Genomic DNA, 26,950 nt, shown 5'->3' with positions numbered 1-26,950 from the left:
AAAGGGCCCGTACGACCAAAGTCGTACGGGCCCTTTCAGGAGCTCTCAGCGGAGCTACCAGGTCAAGTCAACAAGCTCACTTGTTGATCTTGGTGACCTGGCCGGCGCCCACGGTCCGGCCACCCTCACGGATGGCGAACTTCAGGCCCTCCTCCATGGCGACGGGCTGGATGAGCTCGACCTTCATCTCAGTGTTGTCGCCCGGCATGACCATCTCCGTGCCCTCGGGGAGGGTCACAACACCGGTCACGTCAGTCGTACGGAAGTAGAACTGCGGACGGTAGTTGTTGAAGAACGGCGTGTGGCGGCCACCCTCGTCCTTGGACAGGATGTACGCCTGCGCCTCGAACTCGGTGTGCGGGGTGACAGAGCCCGGCTTGATGATGACCTGGCCGCGCTCGACGTCCTCGCGCTTGATGCCACGAAGCAGCAGACCGACGTTCTCACCGGCCTGACCCTCGTCGAGCAGCTTGCGGAACATCTCGATGCCGGTGACCGTGGTGGTGGTCTTCTCCTGCTTGATGCCCACGATGTCAACGGTCTCGTTGACCTTGAGGACACCACGCTCGATGCGACCGGTGACGACGGTGCCACGACCGGTGATCGTGAAGACGTCCTCGATCGGCATCAGGAACGGCTTGTCGACGTCACGCTCGGGCTGCGGGATCGCCTCGTCGACGGCCTTCATCAGCTCGAGGACGGAGTTGCCCCACTCCTTGTCGCCCTCGAGGGCCTTGAGCGCCGAGACCTTGACGACCGGCAGGTCGTCGCCCGGGAACTCGTACTCGGAGAGCAGCTCACGGACCTCGAGCTCGACGAGCTCCAGGATCTCCTCGTCGTCCACCATGTCGGCCTTGTTCAGGGCGACGACGATGTAGGGGACGCCGACCTGGCGGGCCAGGAGCACGTGCTCCTTGGTCTGCGGCATCGGGCCGTCGGTGGCGGCGACCACGAGGATGGCGCCGTCCATCTGCGCCGCACCCGTGATCATGTTCTTGATGTAGTCCGCGTGACCGGGGCAGTCGACGTGCGCGTAGTGACGCGTCTCCGTCTGGTACTCGACGTGCGCGATGGAGATGGTGATACCGCGCTGGCGCTCCTCAGGAGCCTTGTCGATCTGGTCGAAGGCCGAGGCCTCGTTCAGGTCCGGGTACGCGTCGTGCAGCACCTTGGTAATGGCGGCCGTGAGGGTCGTCTTACCGTGGTCGATGTGACCGATGGTGCCGATGTTGACGTGCGGCTTAGTCCGCTCGAACTTCGCCTTCGCCACTGGGGTCCTCCTGTGGAGTGGTTCTGTACGCCTTACTCATCGGCGCCAGGTGATCTTTGCTGGAAAGCCGGGGCCCGGGGCACTCCAGCCACGATGGTGACGGAATGCCCCAGCAAGCTCCGGAGTCAAGCCTAAAGCGTGAACTCGGGTGAGTTACTCGCCCTTGGCCTTCGCGATGATCTCCTCGGCGACGTTCCGGGGAACCTCGGCGTAGGAGTCGAACTGCATCGAGTAGCTCGCGCGACCCGATGTCTTGCTGCGGAGGTCGCCGACGTAGCCGAACATCTCCGACAGCGGAACCAGGCCCTTCACGACGCGGGCACCGGCACGCTCCTCCATGGCCTCGATCTGACCACGTCGGGAGTTGATGTCACCGATGACCTCGCCCATGTAGTCCTCGGGCGTGGTGACCTCGACGGCCATCATCGGCTCGAGCAGTACGGGGCTGGCCTTGCGCGCGGCCTCCTTGAAGGCCTGCGAACCGGCGATCTTGAACGCGAGCTCGGAGGAGTCGACCTCGTGGTAGGCGCCGTCGATGAGCGTGACGCGAACGCCCGTCATCTCGTAACCGGCGAGGATGCCGAACTGCATGGCCTCCTGGCAGCCGGCGTCGACCGAAGGGATGTACTCCTTCGGGATGCGACCACCGGTCACCTTGTTCACGAACTCGTACGAGGCGTCGCCGCCCTCGATCGGCTCGATCGCGATCTGCACCTTGGCGAACTGGCCGGTACCACCAGTCTGCTTCTTGTGCGTGTAGTCGACACGCTCGACGGCCTTGCGGATCGTCTCGCGGTAGGCCACCTGCGGCTTGCCGACGTTGGCCTCGACCTTGAACTCGCGCTTCATGCGGTCGACCAGCACCTCGAGGTGCAGCTCGCCCATGCCGCCGATGATGGTCTGGCCGGTCTCCTCGTCCGAGTGGACCTGGAAGGAGGGGTCCTCCTCCGCGAGACGCTGGATGGCGACACCCAGCTTCTCCTGGTCACCCTTGGACTTGGGCTCGATGGCGACCTGGATGACCGGCGCCGGGAAGTCCATGGACTCCAGGATGACCGGGTTCTTGTCGTCGCTCAGCGTCTCACCGGTGGTGGTCTGCTTCAGGCCCATGACGGCGACGATGTCGCCGGCGCCCACCGACTGGATCTCCTCACGCTTGTTCGCGTGCATGCGGTAGATCTTGCCGATGCGCTCCTTCTTGCCCTTGACGGGGTTCAGCACGGCGGTGCCGGACTCCAGGCGACCGGAGTAGATCCGGACGAAGGTGAGCTTGCCGAGGTGCGGGTCGCTCATGATCTTGAACGCCAGCGCGGACAGCGGCTCGTCGTCGGACGGCTTGCGCTTGACGACCAGCTCCGGGTCCTTGACGTCGTGACCCTCGATGGCCTCGACGTCGAGCGGAGTCGGCAGGTAGCGCACGACCGCGTCGAGCAGGGGCTGGACGCCCTTGTTCTTGAACGCGGTGCCACAGAACACCGGGGTGACCGTGGTGTCGTTGGACTTGCCGGACGCGATGGTGATGCGACGGATCGCGGCGTACAGCTGCTCCTCGGTGGGCTCCTCGCCCTCCAGGTACAGCTCCATGATCTCTTCGTCGTTCTCCGCGACGGCCTCGAGCAGCTTGCCGCGCCACTCCTCGGCGGCCTCGGCGTGCGTGGCCGGGATGTCGACGGTGTCGTACATCTCGCCCTTCGCCGCCTCGGCGGACCACACGAGCGCCTTCATGCGGACCAGGTCCACTACGCCCTTGAAGTCGGCCTCGGCACCGATCGGCAGCTGCATGACGAGCGGCTGGGCGCCCAGACGGTCCGAGATCATGTCCACGCAGCGGTGGAACTCGGCGCCGGTACGGTCCAGCTTGTTGACGAAGCAGATGCGCGGCACGCCGTAGCGGTCGGCCTGACGCCACACGGTCTCGGACTGCGGCTCGACACCGGCGACACCGTCGAACACCGTCACGGCACCGTCGAGCACGCGCAGCGAGCGCTCCACCTCGACGGTGAAGTCGACGTGACCCGGGGTGTCGATGATGTTGATGGTGTAGTCGTCGTTGTCCAGCGGCCAGTGACAGGTGGTGGCAGCGGAGGTGATCGTGATGCCACGCTCCTGCTCCTGCTCCATCCAGTCCATGGTGGCAGCGCCGTCGTGGACCTCACCGATCTTGTAGGAGACGCCGGTGTAGAACAGGATCCGCTCGGTGGTGGTCGTCTTGCCCGCGTCGATGTGGGCCATGATCCCGATGTTCCGGACCCTGGCCAGGTCAAGTGAAGTGGTAGCCATAAGGCTTCGGTCTTCTCTCGGTCTCGATGTGGGTAGCGACTACCAGCGGTAGTGCGCGAAGGCCTTGTTGGACTCGGCCATCTTGTGGGTGTCCTCGCGCTTCTTCACGGCCGCGCCGAGGCCGTTCGAAGCGTCGAGAAGCTCGTTGAGCAGACGCTCGGTCATGGTCTTCTCGCGACGGGCGCGGGAGTAACCGACCAGCCAGCGCAGCGCCAGGGTGTTGGCGCGGCCGGGCTTGACCTCGACCGGCACCTGGTAGGTGGCGCCACCGACACGGCGGGACTTGACCTCGAGGGTCGGCTTGATGTTCTCGAGAGCGCGCTTGAGCGTGATGACCGGGTCGTTGCTGGTCTTCTCGCGCAGGCCCTCCATGGCGCCGTACACGATGCGCTCGGCGGTGGAGCGCTTGCCGTTCAGCAGCACCTTGTTGATGAGGGAGGTCACCAGAGGAGAACCGTAGACCGGGTCGATGATGACCGGGCGCTTCGGGGCGGGGCCCTTACGAGGCATTCTTACTTCTCCTTCTTGGCGCCGTAGCGACTGCGGGCCTGCTTGCGGTTCTTGACACCCTGGGTGTCGAGCGAACCGCGGATGATCTTGTAACGAACACCGGGCAGGTCCTTCACACGGCCGCCGCGCACGAGCACGATGGAGTGCTCCTGCAGGTTGTGTCCCTCACCCGGAATGTAAGCGGTAACCTCGATCCCGCTGGTCAGACGCACACGCGCGACCTTACGCAGGGCCGAGTTCGGCTTCTTCGGGGTGGTCGTGAACACACGCGTGCAGACGCCGCGACGCTGAGGGGAACCCTCGAGTGCGGGCGTCTTGTTCTTCTCGACCTTGTCCTGCCGGCCCTTGCGGACCAGCTGCTGGATCGTAGGCACTACTTCTCCGGTTTCTGTGTGCCGATGGTGAAGCTAACCTGGAACGTTGCCGACCCACGCGGTCGGGTGTGTCGAATCCTGCAGACTCCCGCCGCAAGGCAGAAAGGGCGCAGATTACGGTGGCCGGTGAAGGATCCCGTTGCGGTCTGAAGGCACGCACGGGAGCCAGGGCACACCCCAGGCACAAGGTCTGAGCGTACCTACCTCATACGCTGCGGTCAAAACAAATGGGCGTCGCCCAGAACCTGGTCGTCAGGCGCCCGAGGCCGACGCCACGATCAGGAGCATCAGGAACAGGGCCCAGCCCGCGACGGACAGCCAGCCGAGGATCAGTCCGGCCATCGCGAAGCCCTCGCCGCCCTCGCCGGTGCGGCGTATCTCAGTGCGTGCCGTATGGCCCAGGATCACGGCGGGCAGGCCGGTGATACCGAAGGTCATCGTGGTGAGCACACCACAGACCATGGAGCCGACCGCCTTGCCGTTGGTGGGCGGCGGCGGCGCGGGCAGGAACGTCCTCGGCACCGGCGCCGAGGCGGCCATGGGCAACGGCATGGGGCCCTGCGGCAGGTCGGCGACGAGCAGGGCCAGCTCGCCGACTGTACGGGCCTCGTAGGCCCTCGCGATCCGCTTCTCGAGCTCCGCCTGCTGCAGGCGTCCCTCACCGAAGCCGGCTCTGAGCACGTCGACGGCGCGCTCCCGGTCGGCGTGGGAGGCGAGCATCGACGAACTGCTCTGGCCCTGCCACGGCTGCGGGCTGTTGCCGCCCTGCCACGGCTGCCACTGCGATGGGTACGACACGGACACCTCCCCCGGGGCTGAATGCCTCCATCATCCTCTAACGAGCCAATATCGGCATCGGTTCCCTGGCCTGCTTTTTTCATTTCCGTAAAGGCACGCGGCACGCAGCACGCCGAAGGGCGGCCACCCGTACGAAACGGAGTGACCGCCCTTCAACTCAAGCTGCTCGCTTACTGGTTGTACGGACCGTAGTCGTAGTCCTCCAGCGGAACGGCCTGGCCGGAGCCCGTGCCGAACGGCGAGTAGTCGATGTCGTCGTAGCCGACGGCCGAGTACATCGCGGCCTTGGCCTCCTCGGTCGGCTCGACCCGGATGTTGCGGTAGCGGGACAGGCCCGTACCGGCCGGGATGAGCTTACCGATGATGACGTTCTCCTTGAGGCCGATCAGGGAGTCGGACTTGGCGTTGATCGCCGCGTCCGTGAGGACCCTGGTCGTCTCCTGGAAGGACGCCGCCGACAGCCACGACTCGGTCGCCAGCGAGGCCTTGGTGATACCCATCAGCTGCGGACGGCCGGAGGCCGGGTGGCCGCCTTCCTGCACCACACGACGGTTCTCGGTCTCGAACTTCGAGCGCTCCACGAGCTCGCCGGGCAGCAGCTCGGCGTCGCCGGACTCGATGATCGTCACGCGGCGGAGCATCTGCCGGATGATGATCTCGATGTGCTTGTCGTGGATCGACACACCCTGCGAGTTGTAGACCTTCTGCACCTCGCCGACCAGGTGGACCTGAACGGCCCGCTGACCGAGGATGCGCAGCACGTCGTGCGGGTTGGTGGCACCGTAGGTGAGCTTCTGGCCCACCTCGACGTGGTCGCCCTCGCGCACCTGGAGCTTGGCACGCTTCGAGATCGGGTACGCCGTCTCGTCGCTGCCGTCGTCCGGGGTCACGACGAGCTTCTTGGTCTTCTCGGTCTCCTCGATCCGTACGCGGCCGGAGGCCTCGGAGATCGGGGCGACACCCTTCGGCGTACGAGCCTCGAAGAGCTCGACGACACGGGGCAGACCCTGGGTGATGTCGTCACCGGCCACACCACCGGTGTGGAAGGTACGCATCGTCAGCTGCGTGCCGGGCTCACCGATGGACTGGGCGGCGATGATGCCGACCGCCTCACCGATGTCGACCAGCTTGCCGGTGGCCAGCGAACGGCCGTAGCACATGGCGCAGGTGCCGACGGCGGACTCACAGGTCAGGACCGAGCGGGTCTTGACCTCCGAGACGCCGTGCTTGACCAGCTCGTCGATGAGGACGTCGCCCAGGTCGGTGTTGGCGGGGGCCAGCACCTTGCCGTCGGCGACGATGTCCTCGGCCAGCGCACGGGCGTACACGCTGGTCTCGACGTTGTCCGCCTTGACCAGGTTGCCCGCCGCGTCGCGCTCCGCGATCTGCAGCCTGAGGCCACGGTCGGTGCCGCAGTCCTCCTCGCGGATGATGACGTCCTGCGAGACGTCGACCAGACGACGGGTGAGGTAACCCGAGTCGGCGGTACGCAGAGCGGTGTCCGCCAGACCCTTACGGGCACCGTGCGTGGAGATGAAGTACTCCAGCACGGAGAGACCCTCACGGAACGACGCCTTGATGGGCCGTGGGATGGTCTCGTTCTTGGCGTTCGACACCAGACCGCGCATACCGGCGATCTGACGCATCTGCATCATGTTCCCTCGGGCGCCCGAGTTCACCATCATGAAGATCGGGTTCGTCTTCGGGAAGTTGTCGTTCATCGCCTCGGCAACCTCGTTGGTCGCCTTGGTCCAGATCGCGATGAGCTCCTGCGTGCGCTCGTCCTTGGTGATCAGACCGCGCTCGTACTGCTTCTGGACCTTCTCGTCCTGCGCCTCGTACCCCTTGACGATCTCCTTCTTCGCCTCGGGAACGACGACGTCGGAGATGGCCACGGTGACGCCGGAACGGGTCGCCCAGTAGAAGCCGGCCGCCTTCAGGTTGTCGAGCGTCGCCGCCACGATGACCTTCGGGTAGCGCTCGGCGAGGTCGTTGACGATCTCGGAGAGCTGCTTCTTGCCGACCTCGTAGTCGACGAACGGGTAGTCCTCGGGCAGCAGCTCGTTGAAGAGCGCACGGCCCAGGGTCGTCCGCAGGCGGAAGGTGTCACCCTGCTGCCACTCCGGCTCGCCCTCTTCCCGCGCCGGCGGCGTCCAGCCACGGGGCGGGATGGTGCCGACGGGGAAGCGGATGTCGACCCTCGACTGGAGCGAGAGCTCGCCCGCGTCGAACGCCATGATCGCCTCGGCGGCGGAACCGAAGGACCGGCCCTCGCCCTTGACGTCCCGCATCTCGCCGTCGGTGGTGAGGAAGAACAGACCGAGGACCATGTCCTGGGTCGGCATCGTCACCGGACGGCCGTCGGCGGGCTTGAGGATGTTGTTCGAGGACAGCATCAGGATGCGGGCCTCGGCCTGCGCCTCCGCGGAGAGCGGCAGGTGCACGGCCATCTGGTCACCGTCGAAGTCCGCGTTGAACGCGGTGCAGACGAGCGGGTGGATCTGGATGGCCTTGCCCTCGACCAGCTGCGGCTCGAAGGCCTGGATGCCGAGGCGGTGAAGGGTGGGCGCACGGTTCAGCAGAACCGGGTGCTCCGCGATGACCTCTTCGAGGACGTCGTACACGACCGTGCGGCCGCGCTCCACCATGCGCTTCGCGCTCTTGATGTTCTGCGCGTGGTTCAGGTCGACCAGGCGCTTCATCACGAACGGCTTGAAGAGCTCCAGCGCCATCGCCTTCGGCAGACCGCACTGGTGCAGCTTCAGCTGCGGACCGACGACGATCACGGAACGCGCCGAGTAGTCGACTCGCTTACCGAGCAGGTTCTGCCGGAAGCGACCCTGCTTGCCCTTCAGCATGTCGCTGAGGGACTTCAGGGGACGGTTACCGGGACCGGTCACCGGGCGACCGCGACGACCGTTGTCGAAGAGGGCGTCAACAGCCTCCTGAAGCATGCGCTTCTCGTTGTTGACGATGATCTCGGGCGCGCCGAGGTCGAGGAGCCTCTTCAGACGGTTGTTGCGGTTGATCACACGGCGGTACAGGTCGTTCAGGTCGGAGGTCGCGAAGCGGCCACCGTCCAGCTGCACCATCGGGCGAAGGTCCGGCGGGATCACCGGCACGCAGTCGAGCACCATGCCCTTGGGGCTGTTGCTGGTCTGCAGGAACGCGGAGACGACCTTGAGGCGCTTGAGCGCACGGGTCTTCTTCTGGCCCTTGCCGGTACGGATGATCTCGCGGAGGCGCTCGGCCTCCTCGTCGAGGTCGAAGGACTCCAGGCGCTTCTGCAGGGCAGCCGCACCCATGGAGCCGTCGAAGTACGTGCCGAAGCGGTCACGCAGCTCGCGGTAGAGGAGCTCGTCGCCCTCCAGGTCCTGGACCTTGAGGTTCTTGAAGCGCGTCCACACCTCGTCGAGCCGGTCGATCTCGCGCTGCGCACGGTCACGCAGCTGCTTCATCTCCCGCTCGGCACCTTCGCGCACCTTGCGGCGCACGTCGGCCTTGGCGCCCTCGGCCTCGAGCTCGGCCAGGTCGGTCTCGAGCTTCTTGGCACGGGCCTCGAGGTCGGCGTCGCGACGGTTCTCGACCTGCTGACGCTCCACGGAGACATGCGCCTCCAGGGAGGGCAGATCGCGCGTACGGCGCTCCTCGTCCACGTACGTGATCATGTACGCGGCGAAGTAGATGACCTTCTCGAGGTCCTTCGGGGCGAGGTCGAGCAGGTAGCCAAGGCGCGACGGAACGCCCTTGAAGTACCAGATGTGGGTGACGGGAGCGGCCAGTTCGATGTGGCCCATCCGCTCACGACGCACCTTGGCGCGAGTGACCTCGACGCCGCAGCGCTCGCAGATGATGCCCTTGAACCGGACACGCTTGTACTTGCCGCAGTAGCACTCCCAGTCCCGGGTCGGACCGAAGATCTTCTCGCAGAAGAGTCCGTCCTTCTCGGGCTTGAGGGTGCGGTAGTTGATGGTCTCCGGCTTCTTGACCTCACCGTGGGACCACTGACGAATGTCGTCAGCAGTAGCGAGGCCGATCCGCAGCTCGTCGAAGAAGTTGACGTCGAGCACTGGTCGTCAATCCCTCTTTCGGGGTCGATTCTTCACTGGTCTGACTTGGGTCCGGGGTTAGCCGGGGCTCTTGTTCAGGGAGCCCCGGCCAGACCCGTCAGACCTCTTCGACGCTGCTCGGCTCACGCCGGGACAGGTCGATACCGAGCTCCTCCGCGGCGCGGAAGACGTCCTCGTCCGTGTCGCGCATCTCGATGGACATACCGTCCGAGGACAGCACCTCCACATTGAGGCAGAGCGACTGCATCTCCTTGATGAGCACCTTGAAGGACTCGGGGATGCCGGGCTCGGGGATGTTCTCGCCCTTGACGATGGCCTCGTAGACCTTCACGCGGCCGGTGACGTCGTCGGACTTGATGGTCAGCAGCTCCTGGAGGGCGTACGCGGCGCCGTAAGCCTCCAGCGCCCACACCTCCATCTCGCCGAACCGCTGGCCACCGAACTGGGCCTTACCACCCAGCGGCTGCTGGGTGATCATCGAGTACGGACCGGTCGAGCGGGCGTGGAGCTTGTCGTCGACCAGGTGGTGGAGCTTGAGGATGTACATGTAGCCGATCGAGATCGGCTCCGGGAACGGCTCGCCGGAGCGGCCGTCGAACAGCTTCGCCTTGCCCGACGGGAGGACCATGCGGTCGCCGTCGCGGTTCGGAACGGTGTGCTCCAGCAGACCGGCCAGCTCGTCCTCGCGGGCACCGTCGAAGACCGGGGTCGCCACGTTCGTACGCGGGTCGACCTGGTCGGCGCCGATGACCTGGAGGCGCTGAGCCCACTCGTCGGCGAGTCCGGAGACGTCCCAGCCCTGGCTGGCGAGCCAGCCGAGGTGGATCTCCAGAACCTGTCCCGGGTTCATTCGGGACGGCACACCCAGCGGGTTGAGGATGATGTCGACCGGGGTGCCGTCCTCCAGGAACGGCATGTCCTCGATCGGCAGAATCTTGGAGATGACACCCTTGTTGCCGTGGCGGCCGGCGAGCTTGTCACCGTCGGTGATCTTGCGCTTCTGCGCCACGTACACGCGCACCAGCTGGTTCACACCGGGGGGCAGCTCGTCGCCCTCCTCGCGGTCGAAGACGCGTACGCCGATGACCTTGCCGGTCTCGCCGTGCGGCACCTTCAGCGAGGTGTCACGGACCTCACGGGCCTTCTCACCGAAGATCGCGCGCAGCAGGCGCTCCTCCGGCGTCAGCTCGGTCTCACCCTTGGGGGTCACCTTGCCGACGAGGATGTCGCCGGCGATGACCTCGGCGCCGATGCGGATGATGCCGCGCTCGTCGAGGTCGGCCAGGACCTCCTCGGAGACGTTCGGGATGTCCCGGGTGATCTCCTCGGGGCCGAGCTTGGTGTCACGGGCGTCGACCTCGTGCTCCTCGATGTGGATCGAGGAGAGGACGTCGTCCTGCACGAGGCGCTGCGACAGGATGATCGCGTCCTCGTAGTTGTGACCCTCCCAGGGCATGAAGGCGACGAGCAGGTTCTTGCCCAGCGCCATCTCGCCTTCCTGGGTGGCGGGACCGTCGGCGAGCACCTGGCTCTCGACGATCCGGTCGCCCTCGTGGACGATGACCTTCTGGTTGACCGAGGTGCCCTGGTTGGAACGGGAGAACTTGGCAACCCGGTACGTGGTGTACGTGCCGTCGTCGTTGGCCACGGTGACGTAGTCCGCGGAGACCTCCTGGACCACACCCGCCTTCTCCGCCTTGATGACGTCACCGGCGTCGACGGCGCAGCGGTACTCCATGCCCGTACCGACGAGGGGAGCCTCGGCGGTGATCAGCGGCACGGCCTGACGCATCATGTTCGCGCCCATGAGGGCACGGTTGGCGTCGTCGTGCTCGAGGAACGGGATCATGGCGGTCGCGACCGACACCATCTGGCGCGGGGAGACGTCCATGTAGTCCACGTCGTCACCGGGGACGTAGTCGACCTCGCCGCCACGGCGGCGAACCAGCACGCGGGACTCCTCGAACCGCATGTCGTCCGACAGCGGCGCGTTGGCCTGCGCGATGACGAAGCGGTCCTCCTCGTCGGCGGTCAGGTAGTCGACCTCATCGGTGACGAAACCGTCGGTGACCCGGCGGTACGGCGTCTCGACGAAGCCGAACGCGTTGACCCGGCCGTACGAGGCGAGCGAGCCGATCAGGCCGATGTTCGGGCCTTCCGGGGTCTCGATCGGGCACATGCGGCCGTAGTGCGAGGGGTGCACGTCACGGACCTCGAAGCCGGCCCGCTCACGGGAGAGACCACCCGGGCCAAGAGCCGACAGACGGCGCTTGTGGGTGAGACCCGACAGCGGGTTGTTCTGGTCCATGAACTGCGACAGCTGGCTGGTGCCGAAGAACTCCTTGATGGAGGCGACGACCGGCCGGATGTTGATCAGCGTCTGCGGCGTGATCGCCTCGACGTCCTGAGTCGTCATGCGCTCACGGACAACGCGCTCCATACGCGCCAGACCCGTACGGACCTGGTTCTGGATGAGCTCGCCGACGTTACGCAGACGACGGTTGCCGAAGTGGTCGATGTCGTCGGTCTCGACGACGATCGTCGTGCCGCTTTCGCCCATAACGGTCTCGGTCTCACCGGCGTGCAGCTTCACCAGGTACTTGATCGTCGAGATGATGTCCTCGACGGTCAGGATGCCGGCGTCCAGCGGGGCGTCGCCGCCCAGCTTCTTGTTGACCTTGTAGCGGCCGACCTTGGCGAGGTCGTAACGCTTGGGGTTGAAGTAGAGGTTCTCGAGCAGCGTCTGCGCGGCCTCACGGGTCGGGGGCTCGCCCGGACGCAGCTTGCGGTAGATGTCGAGCAGTGCGTCGTCCTGGCCCTGGGTGTGGTCCTTCTCCAGGGTGGCGCGCATGGACTCGTACTCGCCGAACTCCTCGAGGATCTGCTCGGTCGTCCAACCGAGAGCCTTGAGCAGAACGGTCACGGACTGCTTGCGCTTACGGTCGATGCGTACACCGACCATGTCGCGCTTGTCGATCTCCATCTCCAGCCAGGCACCCCGGGACGGGATGACCTTCGCGGAGAAGATGTCCTTGTCGGACGTCTTGTCGATGGAGGAGTCGAAGTAGACACCCGGCGAACGGACCAGCTGCGACACCACGACACGCTCGGTGCCGTTGATGACGAAGGTGCCCTTGTTCGTCATGAGCGGGAAGTCGCCCATGAAGACGGTCTGGGACTTGATCTCGCCGGTCTCGTTGTTGGTGAACTCAGCGGTGACGAAGAGCGGGGCGGCGTACGTGAAGTCGCGCTCCTTGCACTCGTCGATGGAGTTCTTCGGAGGCTCGAAACGGTGGTCGCGGAAGGTCAGCGACATCGACCCGGAGAAGTCCTCGATCGGAGAGATCTCCTCGAAGATCTCCTCCAGGCCAGACTTGGTGGGGACGTCCTGTCCGCTTTCCAGAGCCGCCTCGACACGAGCCTTCCACGCGTCGTTGCCGAGCAGCCAGTCGAAGCTCTCGGTTTGCAGCGCAAGAAGGTTCGGAACCTCGAGGGGCTCCTTGATCTTTGCAAAGGAGATGCGCAGCGGGGCAGTGCTGGCGCCGTTGTTCGTATTCGCGGTCGAGGCAGTGCGCGAGGCGGCCAAGAGGGGGTCCTTCCGAGGGCTCGGACTCACTACGCGCGTACCGGTCCCAAGCCGGGCACAGAGACAGGCGTTTCCTGAACCAGCCAAAGAAGGCCAGGTCAGGGCCGTTTCAATCCACAGTGCTCAAGCGAGGGCATGCCCCTGGTGACGGGCAGGAGGCAGCTAACAGGCAGCGCAAAGGGTCAGTGTAGCCAATAGGCCCACTGATGTCCAGTGCGGGTTTTTGAAGACCCTCGTTGTTCTCAACCCCTGCTGCAAGCCACGCCCTCAATGCACATCGATACTTCCCTCTTCGCCGTCGATCCATGCCTCGGATCCGGATCGTTGTGACGACGCGTCCTGAGAATTGCGCGCTGCGTGCGGTTCGTCAAGGCCCCCCATGCCCAAACCGGGTGCTGCGATCGTCACTTGCAGCCCGGTCTGCTGCCCGTCACCGAGGCGGCCGGAGGCACAACGAAGATCACCATACTCGCCGCGACCTACAGCGCAAGGCAGCCGCACGGCGCCCCCTCGAACGCCGAAGAGCGACCACCCAACTGGGTGATCGCTCCTCAGTGCGTCCGCGTTACAGCCCTGCGGGAGAGCTGTGTCACGGGAAGTCGCCGTGCGGCCGTAGCCGCACTTGGAGACTTACTTGACCTCGACGGAGGCGCCGGCGCCCTTGAGGGACTCGGCGGCCTTCTCGGCGGCGTCCTTGGCGACCTTCTCGAGGACGGGCTTCGGGGCGCCGTCCACGAGGTCCTTGGCCTCCTTCAGACCCAGGGAGGTCAGCTCACGCACGACCTTGATGACCTGGATCTTCTTGTCGCCGGCACCCGTGAGGACGACGTCGAACTCGTCCTGCTCGGGCTCGGCCTCGGCGGCCGGGGCGGCCGGGCCACCGGCGGCGACGACGGCGGCCGGGGCGGCAGCGGTGACGTCGAACTTGTCCTCGAACGCCTTCACGAACTCGGAGAGCTCGATGAGGGTCATCTCCTCGAACTGCGCGAGCAGGTCTTCCTGGCTGAGCTTCGCCATGATGGGCGATCCTTCCACTAATTCGGCTGGTGCCGGATGTACATGTCGGCGGGCGTACGTTGGGCCCGCTTCGACCGTTTCCTCAGGGCTGCTGCCTTGAGGCCGCGGTCAATGTGCGAGCCGAATTACTCGGCACCGCCCTGCTCGGCCTTCTTGGCACGAAGCGCCTCCGCGGTGCGGACGAACTTCGAGGGAAGCGCCTGGAAGACCGCGGCAGCCTGGGACGGCTTGGCCTTCATGGCGCCTGCCAGCTTGGCGAGCAGAACCTCGCGGGACTCGAGGTCCGCAAGCTTCTTGATCTCGTCGGCGGACAAGGACTTGCCCTCAAGGACACCGCCCTTGATGACGAGAGCGGGGTTGTTCTTGGCAAAGTCACGAAGACCCTTTGCCGCCTCGACCGGGTCACCGGTCACGAAGGCAACAGCGGTCGAGCCCTCAAGGTGCTCGTCCAGCTCGACCCCGGCCTGCTTGGCCGCGATCTGGGTCAGCGTGTTCTTCACCACTCGGTACTGAGCGTTCTCGCCGAGAGAGCGGCGGAGCTCCTGGAGCTGCGCCACGGACAGTCCGACGTAAGAAGTCACGACAGCTGCGTTGGAGTTACGCAGCTTCATCGTGATCTCTTCAACGGCTGCGACTTTGTCCTCTGCGACCTTGTTGGACGTCGCCATGTGCCTCGGCCTCCTTCCGGGGTGATGATCCTCGACTGACCTCTCGATCAGCCGCACGTCGCCGGACCGCCTGAATCAGGCACGCGAGGAAGGGGCTCGTCTCAACATCAAAACGAAACGCCCCGGCGCAGGCGCACGGGGCGTGAACTCGACCGGACATCCCTGGCGGGATACGGGAGCTCTTCCACAGTCACCTGCGCGGGTCGTCCGCAGTTCAGCGGATCCTTCGGCCACCATGTCCTCGTACGAGCACACGGCAACGACCAGCGGTCTTTGGCTTCCGTGGAAGAGTACGCGACCGGCCGAGTGTCAAGCAAATCCGCCGGCGGTCCGACCGGCGCACGACCGCTCAGCAGCAACAACGCACGCTTCCTGGTGGAGCGTTCACGCCGACGGCTGCGTCCCCGCCAGGTCCTTGAAGTCCGCCGTGTCAGCAGCCGGAGGCTCCTCGGCGGAGACCTCCACCCCGTAGTCGCTGTAGTACGCCGTGGAGGACATCGACCCGCTGGCCATCTCCCCCTTCTCGGCCTTCTTCACCAGCAGATCGTCATCGTCGACCCAGATGTCGACCGTCTGGGTGGTGATCCCTGCCTGCTCCAACTGACGCTTGAGGTCGGCCAGTTGCCCTTCACTGAGACTCGAGTTCCGCACAGCGAGATCCGCGACGTCCACCGTCCCCGAGTAGTGCGTGGTGTTCACCCCACGCACCGACTCCTCACCGACCTTCCGCACATCACCGGAGGCCAGCAGCAGCTTCACCGACTGATTGGGCGTGGCGTTCTGCAGCTGGTCCTTCAGATACGCCCCCGAACCACCGGCAAGGTCCGCCAGATCGTCGTACGCGTACTTGATCCAGTGCTTGCCGCCCGCCTGTGCGGCGAACTGGTCGCTCATCTTCGCGTAGTAGGCGTCGGGCAGATAGCGGGCCTCCATCGACGTGGAGCCCATCTGACGCATCGTGTCGGCGATCGTCCCGCCGGTGTACGTGATCGTCAGATTGCCGGTGAGGCCGTCGGCCCAGCCGAGCGCACCGTCCGCCTCCATGGACATCATCGAGCCCATGGTCGTCGTGGCCTCGACCTTGGCGGAGTCGGCCTTGTCGGTGGTCGTCTCCACGGAACGCAGGGCCGCTATCGGGCTCACACGCGTCGCGGCCTTGCCGGCCGCCTTGTCGTCGTCCCCCGAGCCCTGGCCGGAGTCCGAGCCGGTACAGGCCGCCGCCCCTGTCAACGCGGCCACCACCGCGATCGACAGTCCCACGCGGCGCACGCTCGTGCTCTTCATTCGTCCCACCCCTATGCAATTCCTGTGCCCCGCACGGTAGCGCGGGCCACTGACACCCGGCTCAGAGAATCCACGTCTACCAAAGGGACGGGCCCCGCACCTCGAAAGGTTGCGGGGCCCGCTGACAAGAACGCTTACGCGACTGCCGGGTGAGTCTCGGACTCAGACGGCGGCCGGGTCCTCCTCGACGAGGAGGTTGCGGGTGCGGTTCGGGTCGACCGGAATGCCGGGGCCCATCGTGGTGGTGATGGCGGCCTTCTTGATGTACCGGCCCTTCGCGGCGGACGGCTTCAGACGGAGGATCTCCTCCAGCGCGGCGCCGTAGTTCTCCACCAGCTTGGTGTCGTCGAAGGACGACTTGCCGATGATGAAGTGCAGGTTCGAGTGCTTGTCGACGCGGAACTCGATCTTGCCGCCCTTGATCTCGGTCACGGCCTTGGCCACGTCCGGGGTCACGGTGCCGGTCTTCGGGTTCGGCATCAGACCACGCGGGCCGAGGACCCGGCCGAGGCGGCCGACCTTGCCCATGAGGTCCGGGGTGGCGACGACGGCGTCGAAGTCCAGACGGCCCTTCGACACCTCGTCGATGAGCTCGTCGGAGCCGACGATGTCGGCGCCCGCGGCAGTCGCGGCCTCGGCACGGTCACCGGTCGCGAAGACCAGGACCCGGGCGGTCTTACCGGTGCCGTGCGGGAGGTTCACGGTGCCACGGACCATCTGGTCGGCCTTGCGCGGGTCAACGCCCAGGCGGAAGGCGACCTCGACGGTGCCGTCGAACTTGGTGGTGGAGGTCTCCTTGGCGAGACGCACGGCCTCGAGCGGGGCGTACAGCTTCTCCCGGTCGATCTTGGCGTCCGCAGCGCGGAGAGACTTGCTGCGCTTGCTCACTGCTGCTCCTGATGTGTTCTGAAGGAGTCGTGGTACGGACCGAGCAGGCCCTTCCACGTGCGGCCTTGCGAGCCGCATGGTTCTACGAAGGTGGGGTTCAGCCCTCGACCGTGATGCCCATGGAACGCGCGGTACCGGCGATGATCTTCGCCGCGGCGTCCAGGTCGTTCGCGTTCAGGTCGGGCATCTTCGTGGTGGCGATCTCGCGGACCTGAGCCTCGGTGATCTTGGCGACCTTGGTCTTGTGCGGCTCGCCAGAGCCCTTCTGCACGCCCGCGGCCTTGAGGATCATCTTGGCGGCCGGCGGCGTCTTGGTGATGAAGGTGAAGGAACGGTCCTCGTAGACCGTGATCTCCACCGGAATCACCGAGCCACGCTGCGACTCGGTCGCGGCGTTGTAGGCCTTGCAGAACTCCATGATGTTGACGCCGTGCTGGCCCAGCGCCGGGCCGACCGGCGGAGCCGGGTTGGCGGCACCGGCCTGGATCTGGAGCTTGATCAGCCCCGTGACCTTCTTCTTCTTGGGAGGCATTCCGGGTCCTCTGCCTTTTCTTGTGTCTTGCCTTGTCATGTTGCCGCGAAGGCAACCGCACCACGATAACGGCCAACGTGGCACAGCCTGAAACCGAGCAGGTCAGACCGCCTGTGGAAGCCGGTCTGACCTGGACGGAAGTGGGTGTTCCAGAAGGCTCCGAGGAGCTGCTCCCTCTGGATTCCGGGGAGCTAGTTCTTCTGGATCTGGTCGAAGGACAGCTCGACCGGAGTCTCCCGGCCGAAGATCTCGACGAGCCCCTTGACCTTCTTCGAGTCGGCGTTGATCTCGTTGATGGTCGCCTGGAGCGTCGCGAACGGACCGTCGGTGACGGTGACCGAGTCGCCGACCTCGAAGTCCAGCACCTGGACCTCGACCTTGCGGGCCGGAGTCGGCTTGCCCTCGGCCTCGGCGGCCTCCCGGGCGGCCTTCTCCTCGGCCTCCGGGGCGAGCATCTTGACGATCTCGTCCAGGGTCAGCGGGTACGGGTCGTAGGCGTTGCCCACGAAGCCGGTGACACCGGGCGTGTTGCGGACGACGCCCCAGGACTCGTTCGTCAGATCCATACGGACGAGAACGTAACCGGGCAGCTTGTTCTGCCGGACGTTCTTACGCTCGCCGTTCTTGATCTGGACGATCTCTTCCTCGGGAACCTCGGCCTGGTAGATGAATTCCTCGACGTTCAGCGAGACGGCGCGCTGCTCCAGGTTGGCCTTCACGCGCTTCTCGTAACCGGCGTAGGTGTGGATGACGTACCACTCGCCGGGCAGCCCGCGAAGCTCCTCGCGGAGGGCGGTGACCGGGTCGACCGGCTCGGCCTCTTCCTCTGCGGCCTCTGCTTCGGCTTCTTCCGGGGCTTCTTCCGCTGCTTCCTCGGCGACGGCCGCGTCCTCGGCGGCCTCGCCCGACGCGTCCTCGCCCGACGCGTCCTCGCCCGACGCGTCCTCGGCAGCCTCGGTCAGGGCAGCCTCTTTGGTGTTCTCGACGTCCTCGACGTTCTTCTCAGCGTCCGCAGCCTCGACGATGTCGAGCTCGTCCTCAACGGACTCCGCCGACTCGATGGCGTCGTTCAGGTTCGGGTCAGACACGGTGGCTGCTTCTTCCTGGATACATAGGGGTGGAACACGCGAAATGGGGCGCCGAGTACGGCGCCCTTCGCGCTTGGCTCAGCCGAAGACGTACTTGGCCGCCTTGTCGAGTCCAAAGTCAATCACAGTCACCAGACCGATCATGATGACAACAAAGACGATCACCACGGAGGTGTAGGTCGTCAGCTGGCTGCGAGTCGGCCAGACAACCTTGCGGAGCTCCGCGACGATCTGGCGATAGAAGAGGGCGAGACGCTTCAGCGGGCCCTTCTTGGCACGCTTGCCGCCCTTGCGGCCCTTCTTCTTGGACTCCGGCACCTCATCCTGGGCATCAGGCATGTCGATGGAGCCCACGGCGTCCGTCACTCGTCCTCACCTGATTCCGGGTCGTGGCCGTGCCGCGCCCGGTCGAGCCGCACGGCGGGTGCATTGCAGTACGTACATGCGCACACATCCTGACGAAGGAGTGTGTAGCAGGGCCGGAGGGACTTGAACCCCCAACCGCTGGTTTTGGAGACCAGTGCTCTACCAATTGAGCTACGACCCTTTGTTTCCCTTCAACGTACCGCATCCGTCCGAGTGCTCGGTGTGCACCCGGTGCGTGCGGCCGGTGAAGGCCAACGAGGTGAGAGTGTACGTGTTCGGCGGCCGGTCGTCGAACAGATAGCGCCCGTACGGGCCTTGGCGAAGCCCGCTCAGTCTGTGAAACCCGTGTGCCACGGATGTTTCGGGTCTGGAACGATGGGCCCATGAGCGCTGCAACCCCTCCCACCGAGCGCCGGGTCTCCGCCCGAGTCGGTGCGATCTCCGAGTCCGCCACCCTCGCCGTGGACGCCAAGGCCAAGGCCCTGAAGGCCGCAGGACGTCCGGTGATCGGCTTCGGCGCCGGTGAGCCCGACTTCCCGACGCCGGACTACATCGTCGAGGCCGCCATCGAGGCGTGCAAGAACCCGAAGTACCACCGCTACACGCCCGCCGGTGGCCTTCCCGAGCTGAAGGCCGCGATCGCCGCCAAGACGCTGCGCGACTCCGGGTACGAACCCGAGGTCTCGCAGATCCTGGTGACCAACGGCGGCAAGCAGGCCATCTACGAGGCGTTCGCCGCGATCCTCGACCCGGGCGACGAGGTGATCGTCCCGGCTCCCTACTGGACGACGTACCCGGAGTCGATCCGCCTCGCCGGCGGTGTCCCGGTCGAGGTCGTCGCCGACGAGACCACCGGCTACCGCGTCTCGGTCGAGCAGCTGGAAGCGGCCCGTACGGAGAAGACCAAGGTCGTCCTCTTCGTGTCTCCGTCCAACCCGACCGGCGCCGTCTACAACCGGGCCGACACCGAGGCCATCGGCCGCTGGGCCGTCGAGCACGGCCTGTGGGTGATGACGGACGAGATCTACGAGCACCTCGTCTACGGAGACGCCGCTTCCGTGTCGCTGCCGGCCCTCCTGCCCGAGCTGCGCGACAAGTGCGTCGTGGTCAACGGTGTGGCGAAGACGTACGCGATGACGGGTTGGCGCGTCGGCTGGATCATCGGTCCGAAGGATGTGGTGAAGGCCGCGACGAACCTCCAGTCGCACGCCACGTCCAATGTGTCGAACGTGGCGCAGATCGCCGCGCTCGCCGCCGTCTCGGGCGATCTGGACGCCGTCGCCACGATGCGTGAGGCCTTCGACCGGCGCCGCAAGACCATCGTGCGGATGCTGAACGAGATCGACGGCGTCGTCTGCCCCGAGCCCGAGGGCGCCTTCTACGCGTACCCCTCGGTGAAGTCCCTCATCGGCAAGGAGATCCGCGGCAAGCGCCCGAAGGACTCGGTCGAGCTGGCCGCCCTGATCCTGGAAGAGGCCGAAGTCGCGGTCGTCCCGGGCGAGGCCTTCGGCACTCCGGGTTACCTACGGCTTTCTTACGCCCTGGGTGACGAGGACCTCGTCGAGGGTGTCTCTCGGATCCAGAAGCTGCTGGCGGAGGCACGGGCCTGACGTGTACAGCGCACAAGCGGGCCTCCGGATCAGATCCGGAGGCCCGCTTGTGCGTTCAGGCACGCGCTCGTTCGGTGAACTTCGCTGCCTGTCGAAGACCACATACGGCAGGATCTTCAGGTGACTCCACCCCTGTCGGGGCTTCCCGCTCGGTTGACACCGAACGGCGGACAAGCCCTGCCCGACGCCTTTCGGCACGGAGTGGAGTTTAGCGCCTACGGAGAGTTCATGGAGACGGTTCGAGACATCCAGTTGTTGCCGAAAGCCCATCTGCACCTGCACTTCACCGGGTCGATGCGGATCACCACCCTGCTGGAACTGGCCGACAAGCACGGGATCCATCTTCCCGACGCGCTGACCAGCGGGGAGCCGCCGAAGCTGCGGGCCACGGACGAGCGGGGCTGGTTCCGTTTCCAGCGGCTGTACGACGCGGCGCGGTCGTGCCTCAGAGAGCCCGAGGACATTCAACGGCTGGTGCGCGAGGCGGCCGAGGAGGACCTCAGGGACGGCTCCGGCTGGCTGGAGATCCAGGTCGATCCAACGTCGTACGCGCCTCGCCTGGGCGGGCTGATTCCGGCCCTGGAGATCATCCTGGACGCGGTGGAGTCGGCCGCACGGGAGACGGGGCTCGGGATGCGGGTCCTGGTGGCCGCGAACCGCATGAAGCATCCGCTGGACGCCCGCACGCTGGCCCGTCTGGCCGTGCGGTACGCGGACCGCGGCATCGTGGGCTTCGGGCTCTCCAACGACGAACGCCGTGGCATGGCACGGGACTTCGACCGGGCCTTCGCCATCGCGCGCGACGGTGGGTTGCTGGCCGCGCCGCACGGCGGCGAGCTGACGGGGCCCTCGTCGGTGCGCGACTGCCTGGACGACCTGGATGCGTCGCGGATCGGGCACGGGGTGCGGGCCGCCGAGGATCCTCGTCTGCTGAAGCGGCTCGCGGACCGTGGTGTGACGTGTGAGGTGTGCCCGGCGTCGAACGTCGCCCTGGGGGTGTATGAAAAGCCGGAGGACGTCCCCTTGCGCACACTTTTCGAAGCCGGGGTCCCCATGGCGCTCGGTGCGGACGATCCCCTTCTCTTCGGATCACGTCTGGCCGCCCAGTACGAGATCGCGCGCCGCCATCACGGTTTCACGGATGCGGAACTGGCCGAATTGGCACGGCAGTCGGTCCGAGGATCGGCGGCACCCAAGGACGTCAAGGAGAAGTTGCTGTCCGGGATCGACGACTGGCTCGCCTGAACCTTCCGTACGTCCGTCCCGCCTGCGCGGCGATGGCCGGTCAGAGGTTGACGCCCACCATCACCGGTTCGTTGACCAGTGTGATTCCGAAGGTGGCGTGGACTCCGGCGACGACTTCGCGGGCCAGTGCGAGCAAGTCCTCGGTGGTGGCCTCGCCGCGGTTGGTGAGGGCGAGGGTGTGCTTGGTGGAGATGCGCGCGGGGCCGGTGCCGTAGCCCTTGGTGAAGCCCGACTTGTCGATCAGCCAGGCCGCGGAGGTCTTCGTGTGGCCGTTGCCCGCCGGGTACGCGGGTGGGGTGGCGTCCGTGCCCAGATGCGCCTGCACGCGCGCGTGGAATGCGGCGAACTCCTCGTCCGTGAGGATCGGGTTGGTGAAGAAGGACCCGGCCGACCAGGTGTCATGATCTTCGGGGTCCAGGACCATGCCCTTGCCGGAGCGTAGCTTCAGGACGGTCTCGCGGGTGTCCGCGAGGGGCACGCGCTCGCCGGCCTCGACCCCCAGGGCGCGGGCGGTCTCGGCGTATCTGATGGGCGCGGAGAGCCCGTCAGCGTCCTCCAGCGAGAAGCGGACGCGCAGGACGACGAAGCGCTCGGGGTCGGCCTTGAAGCGGCTGTGGCGGTACGAGAAGGCGCACTCGGCGTTCAGGATGGTGACCGTTTCGCGGGTCTTCCGGTCGTACGCGATCACTTCGGTGATCGTCGACGACACTTCCTGGCCGTACGCGCCAACGTTCTGGATGGGTGTCGCGCCCGCGGAGCCGGGGATTCCGGCAAGGCACTCGATGCCTGCGAGGCCCGCCTCGACGGTGCGGGTGACCGCGTCGGTCCACACCTCGCCGGCGGCCAGCTCCAGCTTTGTGCCGTCGAGTTCGAAGCCGCGGGTGGCGATGCGCAGGGCGGTTCCCGCGAAGCCCTTGTCGCCGATGACCAGGTTGGAGCCGCCGCCGATGAGCAGTAGCGGCGTACCGGTGTCGTCGGCCTCACGGACGGCGTCGACCACCTCGGCGTCGGTCGTCGCGGTGATCAGCCGCGCTGCGGGACCGCCGAGCCGGAAGGTGGTCAGTGGGGCGAGTGGGGCGTCGTGGAGTTCCAGCACGTGCACAAGGGTACGAGAACGGCCCCGCCGGTCAGGGCGGGGCCGTTCTCCGGGGCGCTCGGCTACAAGCGCCGGAGCGCGTCCGACCAGTCCAGCGGGAGGTCGTCGGTGGTCACCGTCCAGGTGGCGAACTTCGCGTCGCGCATCTGAGGGCCGAGCCCTCGGGCTGTCGGCGCATGGGTGCCGGAGCGGGCGAAGGCCTTGAGCGCCGCGGGTGACTCCCAGGCGGACAGCGTCCAGAAGGTCCGCCGCAACGGCGCCGCCTTCAGGGAGGCCCCGTACGCGCCCGGAGCCTTGCGCACCTGCTGCCAGACACCCGGCGTCCTGGCGAGGAACTTGAGCGCTCCCCAAAGGGTGCGGGTTTCGAAGCGAGAGGCGAAGACGTGCGCTTCGGTGCGCTCCGGTGGAATGTTCGGCATGGTCCACGGGAGGGTGGGCATGACCGGTCTCCTTCCAGGGTTTGATTTCCGAACTCGTGTGGGTTTGCTGCCTGAACTCGTCCGGAACCGAGGGTTGGCTTTCCGAACTCAGTGCGAGGCCGTCTCCAGCGCTGGCGCGGGCGCCGCCTCGTCGTCCCGCGTCCGCACCTCGACTGTGCGAGGGCGAGCCGGGATGAGCAGTGCCGCGACGCCTGCCACGGCCACGGCGGAGGCGCCGACCCACAGCGCGGGCCTGAGCCCGTCCACGAACGTCTGGCCGGTCTCGTAGCCACCCTGTGCGGAGAAGATCGAGGCCATCACCGCGATACCGAGCGCGCCGCCGACTTCGCGCAGCGCGTTGTTGGTGCCGGACGCGATCCCCTGCTCCTGTCCCCGGACGCTGGACATGACCAGGTTGGAGGCCGGGGCGAAGAAGAGGGACATGCCGACGCCGCTGATGATCAGGGCGGGCAGCTGCGCGGCGAACGACGTGTCGGTCTCGACGATCGAGGCGAACCAGCCCAGCCCGGCAGCCTGCAGGAACAGGCCTGCGGCGACGACCGGCCGTCCGCCGATCCGGTCGGACAGATAGCCGGCGACCGGCGCGATGAGCATCGGCATACCGGTCCAGGGCAGCATCCGCAGTCCCGCCTCAGTGGGTGAATAGCCGAGAACGCCCTGCAGGTACTGGCTGAGTAGGAAGATCGAGCCGAACATCCCGAGGAACATCAGCAGGCTGGCCGCGTTGATCCCGGCGAAGGCCCGGTTGCGGAAGAGCCGCATCGGCAGCATCGGGTGCTTGGCATGGCTGCCGTGGTGGACGAAGCCGGCGAGAAGGGCCGTGCCCCCGAACAGGCCCAGGAGGACGAGTCCGTCGGTCCAGCCGACGACAGGAGCGCGGACCAGGCCGTACACGATGCCGAACAGACCGCCGCTGGCGAGCAGAGTGCCGGCTGTGTCGAGCGGCGCACCCGAGCCGTACGACTCCGAGAGGCGCAGCCGCGCGAGCGGCAGCAGGGCCAGGCCGAGCGGCACATTCAGCCAGAAGATCCAGTTCCAGGAGACGTGTTCGGTCAGGCTGCCGCCGATGAGCGGCCCCGACGCGACCGCGAGGCCGTTCACGGCGCCCCAGATCCCGTACGCCATACCGCGCTTGGCGGCGGGCACGGCGGCCGTCAGCAGGGTCAGTGTCAGCGGCATCATGATCGCGGCACCTACGCCCTGTACCGCGCGGGCGGCGATCAACGAGTCGATACCGGGCGCCATGGCCGCGGCGGCCGAGGCCCCGGTGAAGATCGTGATGCCGGCGAGGAAGAGCCGACGGCGGCCGTACCGGTCCCCGAGCGCCGCACCGAACATCAGCAGCACGGCGAAGGTCAGGGTGTACGCGCTCACGGTCCATTCCAGGTCGTCCATCCCTCCCCCGAGGTCCTCACGGATCGACGGCAGGGCGGTGGTGACGACGAGGTTGTCGAGCGCCGCCATGAACCCGGCGACGCTGGTGATGACGAGGGCCCAGACCGCTCCCCCGCGACGTGCTGTCTGCTGTGGCATTGCTCCCCCAGTTGGTTCGATTAGTTATTGATTACTAATTTTCGCTGGCATGAAAATGCACCGACGTCCTGCCACCCTTCTTTCACTTCTCGAGCCGCCCCTTGGCCCGGGCCGAGGGGTACAGCCCCTCCCACACCCGGTGATCGGACGGAAAGCCCATGGCCACCAGGCAGTTGACGAGCATTCCGTAGGCCATGAAGGTCGTGGTTTCGTCCATGTCGGCACCGAGCGGCAGGTGAACGGCGTCCCACACGCGCATCCAGCCGGCACGCACCGCCTCGCCGAGCTCCTGATCTCCGGCCTGCTCGGCGGCCGCCACCGCGACGTATGTCTGCATCTGCATCAGCAGTTGCTCCGGACGCTCCGCGATGACCTTGGTGTACGCGTTCGCCATGGCATGCAGGGCCTCTTCTCCTTCCAGCCCCTCGGAAGCCTCCTCGAAGGTGCGCCGCGTGACCTCCATGGAGCGCTCGGCCGCCGCAAGGAAGATCGCCTTCTTGCCCGGGAAGAGGCGGAAGAGATACGGCTGCGAGACACCCACCCGCTTGGCGATCGCCTCGGTGGACGTCCCGTAGTAGCCGCCCCGGGCGAACTCGCTCATGGCCGCCCGGATGACGCTCTCGCGCCTCTCCTCTGCACTCATCCTGACCATGCAGCTAAGTTAGTGGCCAATAACTACCTAAGTCAAGGGAATCTCGGAGAGCCGTACAGAGTGCATGAGTAAGGGGCACGCCTCCATTGAGCGTGCCCCTTACTCATGCGCTGCCATCAAGCCAGTCGTACGACCGCCTGTGCCCGCCCCAGGACCTTCTGTCCCGCGCTCATCGCCGTGAGGTCGACGCGCACGGTGTTGTCGTCGAGCTTGGCCGCGACCTTGGCGCCGATCTCGATGGTGGCTCCCTTGTCGTCGTTCGGAACGACCACGGGCTTGGTGAAGCGCACGCCGTACTCGACGACCGCGCCCGGATCCCCCACCCAGTCGGTGACGACCCGGGCCGCCTCGGCCATGGTGAACATGCCGTGCGCGATGACATCCGGGAGGCCGACCCCGACCGCGAACTTCTCGTTCCAGTGGATCGGGTTGAAGTCCCCGGAGGCGCCCGCGTACTGCACGAGCGTGGCACGGGTCACCGGGAAGGTCTGAGCCGGCAGTTCGGTGCCGACCTCGATGTCGTCGTACGCGATCTTCGCCGTCATACGTCTCAGCCCTCCTCTGCCGCGCGGGCCACGAGCTTCGTCCAGGCGGTCACCACATGCTCGCCGGCCTCGTCGTGGACCTCGCCCCGGATGTCCACGATGTCGTTGCCCGCCATTGACTTGATCGCCTCGATGGTCGAGACGACCGTCAGCCGGTCCCCCGCGCGCACCGGGCGCTTGTAGGCGAACCTCTGGTCGCCGTGCACCACCCGGCTGTAGTCGAGGCCCAGTTGCGGGTCCTGGACGACCTGTCCCGCGGCCTTGTAGGTGATCGCGAACACGAAGGTGGGCGGGGCGATCACATCGGCGTACCCGAGTGCCTTGGCGGCTTCCGGGTCCGTGTAGGCGGGGTTGGGATCCCCTACTGCCTCCGCGAACTCGCGGATCTTCTCCCGGCCGACCTCATAGGGGTCGGTGGGCGGGTAGGACCGCCCCACGAAGGACTGGTCGAGCGCCATGGCCCGGTACCTCCTGATGTTCGCTGTGATTGCCCGGAACAAGCATGCGTGACGGTCGGCCCGGCGAGCCGACAACGACGCGAGGCCGCCCCCGTTTACTGGGGACGGCCTCGTGTACGAGCCTGTTTTATCGCGTCTCGCGATGCGCGGTGTGCGCATTGCAACGCGGGCAGTGCTTCTTCATCTCAAGACGGTCCGGGTTGTTACGCCGGTTCTTCTTGGTGATGTAGTTCCGCTCCTTGCACTCCACGCAGGCCAGCGTGATCTTCGGGCGGACGTCGGTGGCAGCCACGTGAGTGCTCCTTGACGAACGGATGGGACAGTACAACGCACAGAAGAGTAGCCGATCGAAGGACCGACCCCACAATCGGCTACTGTCAGTAGCGGTGACCGGACTTGAACCGGTGACACAGCGATTATGAGCCGCTTGCTCTACCGACTGAGCTACACCGCTGCGATGCGATCGGACCGCCTCGCGGCGGAGACCTCACACACCAGAGCCCCAATACGGAATCGAACCGTAGACCTTCTCCTTACCATGGAGACGCTCTGCCGACTGAGCTATTGGGGCGAGCGATGAAGACATTACACGCTCGGCAGCCGTTCGCCCAAATCCGTTTCGCCGTACCTGTCCGCCCCC

At 66.2% G+C, this 26,950-nt stretch carries 23 protein-coding genes and 3 tRNA genes; 2 read left to right on the top strand and 24 right to left on the bottom strand.

What is annotated here, in order from left to right:
- Positions 1–76: 76 nt before the first annotated feature.
- The 15 genes from tuf to ACFYO0_RS29695 all read right to left on the bottom strand — a co-directional run bounded on the left by tuf (position 77) and on the right by ACFYO0_RS29695 (position 18,912).
- Positions 77–1,270, bottom strand: a complete 1,194-nt coding sequence (gene tuf / locus ACFYO0_RS29765) for an elongation factor Tu (protein WP_033319627.1) — start codon at positions 1,268–1,270, stop codon at positions 77–79.
- 153 nt (positions 1,271–1,423) lie between these two features.
- Positions 1,424–3,550, bottom strand: a complete 2,127-nt coding sequence (gene fusA, locus ACFYO0_RS29760) for an elongation factor G (protein ID WP_388682217.1) — start codon at positions 3,548–3,550, stop codon at positions 1,424–1,426.
- A 39-nt stretch (positions 3,551–3,589) separates the two neighbouring features.
- Complete coding sequence (gene rpsG / locus ACFYO0_RS29755) at positions 3,590–4,060, bottom strand: 30S ribosomal protein S7 (RefSeq protein ID WP_007384059.1); 471 nt, start codon at positions 4,058–4,060, stop codon at positions 3,590–3,592.
- Positions 4,061–4,062: 2 nt separating this feature from the next.
- On the bottom strand, positions 4,063–4,434 hold the full coding sequence (rpsL, locus tag ACFYO0_RS29750; RefSeq protein ID WP_003948652.1) for a 30S ribosomal protein S12: 372 nt from the start codon (positions 4,432–4,434) through the stop codon (positions 4,063–4,065).
- Between the two features lie 252 nt (positions 4,435–4,686).
- Complete coding sequence (locus ACFYO0_RS29745) at positions 4,687–5,232, bottom strand: DUF1707 and DUF4190 domain-containing protein (protein WP_388682212.1); 546 nt, start codon at positions 5,230–5,232, stop codon at positions 4,687–4,689.
- A 170-nt stretch (positions 5,233–5,402) separates the two neighbouring features.
- Positions 5,403–9,302, bottom strand: coding sequence for a DNA-directed RNA polymerase subunit beta' (locus ACFYO0_RS29740; protein WP_386340845.1), 3,900 nt, complete (start codon positions 9,300–9,302; stop codon positions 5,403–5,405).
- A gap of 97 nt (positions 9,303–9,399) precedes the next feature.
- Entirely contained in the window at positions 9,400–12,888 is a 3,489-nt protein-coding gene (gene rpoB, locus ACFYO0_RS29735) for a DNA-directed RNA polymerase subunit beta (protein WP_388682209.1), read from the bottom strand.
- Positions 12,889–13,518: 630 nt separating this feature from the next.
- Entirely contained in the window at positions 13,519–13,905 is a 387-nt protein-coding gene (gene rplL / locus ACFYO0_RS29730) for a 50S ribosomal protein L7/L12 (protein ID WP_388682206.1), read from the bottom strand.
- A gap of 125 nt (positions 13,906–14,030) precedes the next feature.
- The gene (rplJ, locus tag ACFYO0_RS29725; RefSeq protein WP_388682204.1) at positions 14,031–14,573 is read right to left on the bottom strand and encodes a 50S ribosomal protein L10; all 543 of its coding nucleotides are present in this window, start codon (positions 14,571–14,573) and stop codon (positions 14,031–14,033) included.
- A gap of 384 nt (positions 14,574–14,957) precedes the next feature.
- Positions 14,958–15,857 (bottom strand): hypothetical protein, encoded by a 900-nt coding sequence (locus ACFYO0_RS29720; protein WP_388682200.1) that lies wholly within the window; start codon positions 15,855–15,857, stop codon positions 14,958–14,960.
- 162 nt (positions 15,858–16,019) lie between these two features.
- Complete coding sequence (gene rplA / locus ACFYO0_RS29715) at positions 16,020–16,745, bottom strand: 50S ribosomal protein L1 (RefSeq protein WP_328771065.1); 726 nt, start codon at positions 16,743–16,745, stop codon at positions 16,020–16,022.
- Positions 16,746–16,842: 97 nt separating this feature from the next.
- Positions 16,843–17,277: a 50S ribosomal protein L11 gene (gene rplK, locus ACFYO0_RS29710; RefSeq protein WP_165337694.1), complete on the bottom strand. Its 435-nt coding sequence runs from the start codon at positions 17,275–17,277 to the stop codon at positions 16,843–16,845.
- Positions 17,278–17,468: 191 nt separating this feature from the next.
- The gene (gene nusG / locus ACFYO0_RS29705; protein ID WP_388682196.1) at positions 17,469–18,365 is read right to left on the bottom strand and encodes a transcription termination/antitermination protein NusG; all 897 of its coding nucleotides are present in this window, start codon (positions 18,363–18,365) and stop codon (positions 17,469–17,471) included.
- A gap of 78 nt (positions 18,366–18,443) precedes the next feature.
- Positions 18,444–18,731, bottom strand: coding sequence for a preprotein translocase subunit SecE (gene secE / locus ACFYO0_RS29700; protein ID WP_388682193.1), 288 nt, complete (start codon positions 18,729–18,731; stop codon positions 18,444–18,446).
- A 108-nt stretch (positions 18,732–18,839) separates the two neighbouring features.
- Positions 18,840–18,912 (bottom strand) — tRNA-Trp (locus ACFYO0_RS29695).
- A gap of 202 nt (positions 18,913–19,114) precedes the next feature.
- On the opposite strand from ACFYO0_RS29695, the gene ACFYO0_RS29690 reads away from it, so the two are divergent.
- Together ACFYO0_RS29690 and ACFYO0_RS29685 are read left to right on the top strand one after the other, a co-directional pair.
- Positions 19,115–20,341 carry a pyridoxal phosphate-dependent aminotransferase gene (locus tag ACFYO0_RS29690; protein WP_388682190.1) on the top strand — a complete coding sequence of 409 codons (1,227 nt, stop codon included), beginning with the start codon at positions 19,115–19,117 and terminating at the stop codon, positions 20,339–20,341.
- A 228-nt stretch (positions 20,342–20,569) separates the two neighbouring features.
- Positions 20,570–21,586, top strand: coding sequence for an adenosine deaminase (locus tag ACFYO0_RS29685; RefSeq protein WP_388682187.1), 1,017 nt, complete (start codon positions 20,570–20,572; stop codon positions 21,584–21,586).
- A 40-nt stretch (positions 21,587–21,626) separates the two neighbouring features.
- Here ACFYO0_RS29685 and ACFYO0_RS29680 read toward each other — a convergent pair whose 3' ends face one another.
- The 9 genes from ACFYO0_RS29680 to ACFYO0_RS29640 all read right to left on the bottom strand — a co-directional run bounded on the left by ACFYO0_RS29680 (position 21,627) and on the right by ACFYO0_RS29640 (position 26,881).
- The gene (locus ACFYO0_RS29680) at positions 21,627–22,688 is read right to left on the bottom strand and encodes a UDP-N-acetylmuramate dehydrogenase (protein WP_388682184.1); all 1,062 of its coding nucleotides are present in this window, start codon (positions 22,686–22,688) and stop codon (positions 21,627–21,629) included.
- A gap of 56 nt (positions 22,689–22,744) precedes the next feature.
- Positions 22,745–23,122 carry a DUF3291 domain-containing protein gene (locus ACFYO0_RS29675; RefSeq protein WP_388682180.1) on the bottom strand — a complete coding sequence of 126 codons (378 nt, stop codon included), beginning with the start codon at positions 23,120–23,122 and terminating at the stop codon, positions 22,745–22,747.
- Positions 23,123–23,209: 87 nt separating this feature from the next.
- The gene (locus tag ACFYO0_RS29670; RefSeq protein WP_388682177.1) at positions 23,210–24,655 is read right to left on the bottom strand and encodes an MFS transporter; all 1,446 of its coding nucleotides are present in this window, start codon (positions 24,653–24,655) and stop codon (positions 23,210–23,212) included.
- A gap of 82 nt (positions 24,656–24,737) precedes the next feature.
- Complete coding sequence (locus tag ACFYO0_RS29665) at positions 24,738–25,307, bottom strand: TetR/AcrR family transcriptional regulator (protein WP_388682174.1); 570 nt, start codon at positions 25,305–25,307, stop codon at positions 24,738–24,740.
- 116 nt (positions 25,308–25,423) lie between these two features.
- Entirely contained in the window at positions 25,424–25,852 is a 429-nt protein-coding gene (locus tag ACFYO0_RS29660; RefSeq protein ID WP_388682171.1) for a MaoC family dehydratase, read from the bottom strand.
- Positions 25,853–25,857: 5 nt separating this feature from the next.
- Entirely contained in the window at positions 25,858–26,310 is a 453-nt protein-coding gene (locus tag ACFYO0_RS29655; RefSeq protein ID WP_388682168.1) for a MaoC family dehydratase N-terminal domain-containing protein, read from the bottom strand.
- A 127-nt stretch (positions 26,311–26,437) separates the two neighbouring features.
- Entirely contained in the window at positions 26,438–26,602 is a 165-nt protein-coding gene (gene rpmG, locus ACFYO0_RS29650; RefSeq protein WP_003948671.1) for a 50S ribosomal protein L33, read from the bottom strand.
- An 89-nt stretch (positions 26,603–26,691) separates the two neighbouring features.
- Positions 26,692–26,764 (bottom strand) — tRNA-Met (locus ACFYO0_RS29645).
- A gap of 44 nt (positions 26,765–26,808) precedes the next feature.
- Positions 26,809–26,881: transfer RNA gene (locus ACFYO0_RS29640), tRNA-Thr, on the bottom strand.
- Positions 26,882–26,950: the final 69 nt, after the last annotated feature.

This window comes from Streptomyces sp. NPDC006365, from assembly GCF_042870755.1.
Classification (GTDB): domain Bacteria; phylum Actinomycetota; class Actinomycetes; order Streptomycetales; family Streptomycetaceae; genus Streptomyces; species Streptomyces xiangluensis.
The sequence above is the reverse complement of the archived record's forward strand: the minus strand, read 5'-3'. Positions and strand labels throughout refer to the sequence as shown.

Bases quoted from the DNA above. Each gene is read 5' to 3' on its own strand.
- fusA (WP_388682217.1), bottom strand. From the start codon at position 3,550: ATGGCTACCACTTCACTTGACCTGGCCAGGGTCCGGAACATCGGGATC.
- rpsG (WP_007384059.1), bottom strand. From the start codon at position 4,060: ATGCCTCGTAAGGGCCCCGCCCCGAAGCGCCCGGTCATCATCGACCCG.
- rplL (WP_388682206.1), bottom strand. From the start codon at position 13,905: ATGGCGAAGCTCAGCCAGGAAGACCTGCTCGCGCAGTTCGAGGAGATG.
- rplJ (WP_388682204.1), bottom strand. From the start codon at position 14,573: ATGGCGACGTCCAACAAGGTCGCAGAGGACAAAGTCGCAGCCGTTGAA.
- ACFYO0_RS29720 (WP_388682200.1), bottom strand. From the start codon at position 15,857: ATGAAGAGCACGAGCGTGCGCCGCGTGGGACTGTCGATCGCGGTGGTG.
- rplK (WP_165337694.1), bottom strand. From the start codon at position 17,277: ATGCCTCCCAAGAAGAAGAAGGTCACGGGGCTGATCAAGCTCCAGATC.
- ACFYO0_RS29690 (WP_388682190.1), top strand. From the start codon at position 19,115: ATGAGCGCTGCAACCCCTCCCACCGAGCGCCGGGTCTCCGCCCGAGTC.
- ACFYO0_RS29685 (WP_388682187.1), top strand. From the start codon at position 20,570: ATGGAGACGGTTCGAGACATCCAGTTGTTGCCGAAAGCCCATCTGCAC.
- ACFYO0_RS29675 (WP_388682180.1), bottom strand. From the start codon at position 23,122: ATGCCCACCCTCCCGTGGACCATGCCGAACATTCCACCGGAGCGCACC.
- ACFYO0_RS29670 (WP_388682177.1), bottom strand. From the start codon at position 24,655: ATGCCACAGCAGACAGCACGTCGCGGGGGAGCGGTCTGGGCCCTCGTC.
- ACFYO0_RS29665 (WP_388682174.1), bottom strand. From the start codon at position 25,307: ATGGTCAGGATGAGTGCAGAGGAGAGGCGCGAGAGCGTCATCCGGGCG.
- ACFYO0_RS29660 (WP_388682171.1), bottom strand. From the start codon at position 25,852: ATGACGGCGAAGATCGCGTACGACGACATCGAGGTCGGCACCGAACTG.
- ACFYO0_RS29655 (WP_388682168.1), bottom strand. From the start codon at position 26,310: ATGGCGCTCGACCAGTCCTTCGTGGGGCGGTCCTACCCGCCCACCGAC.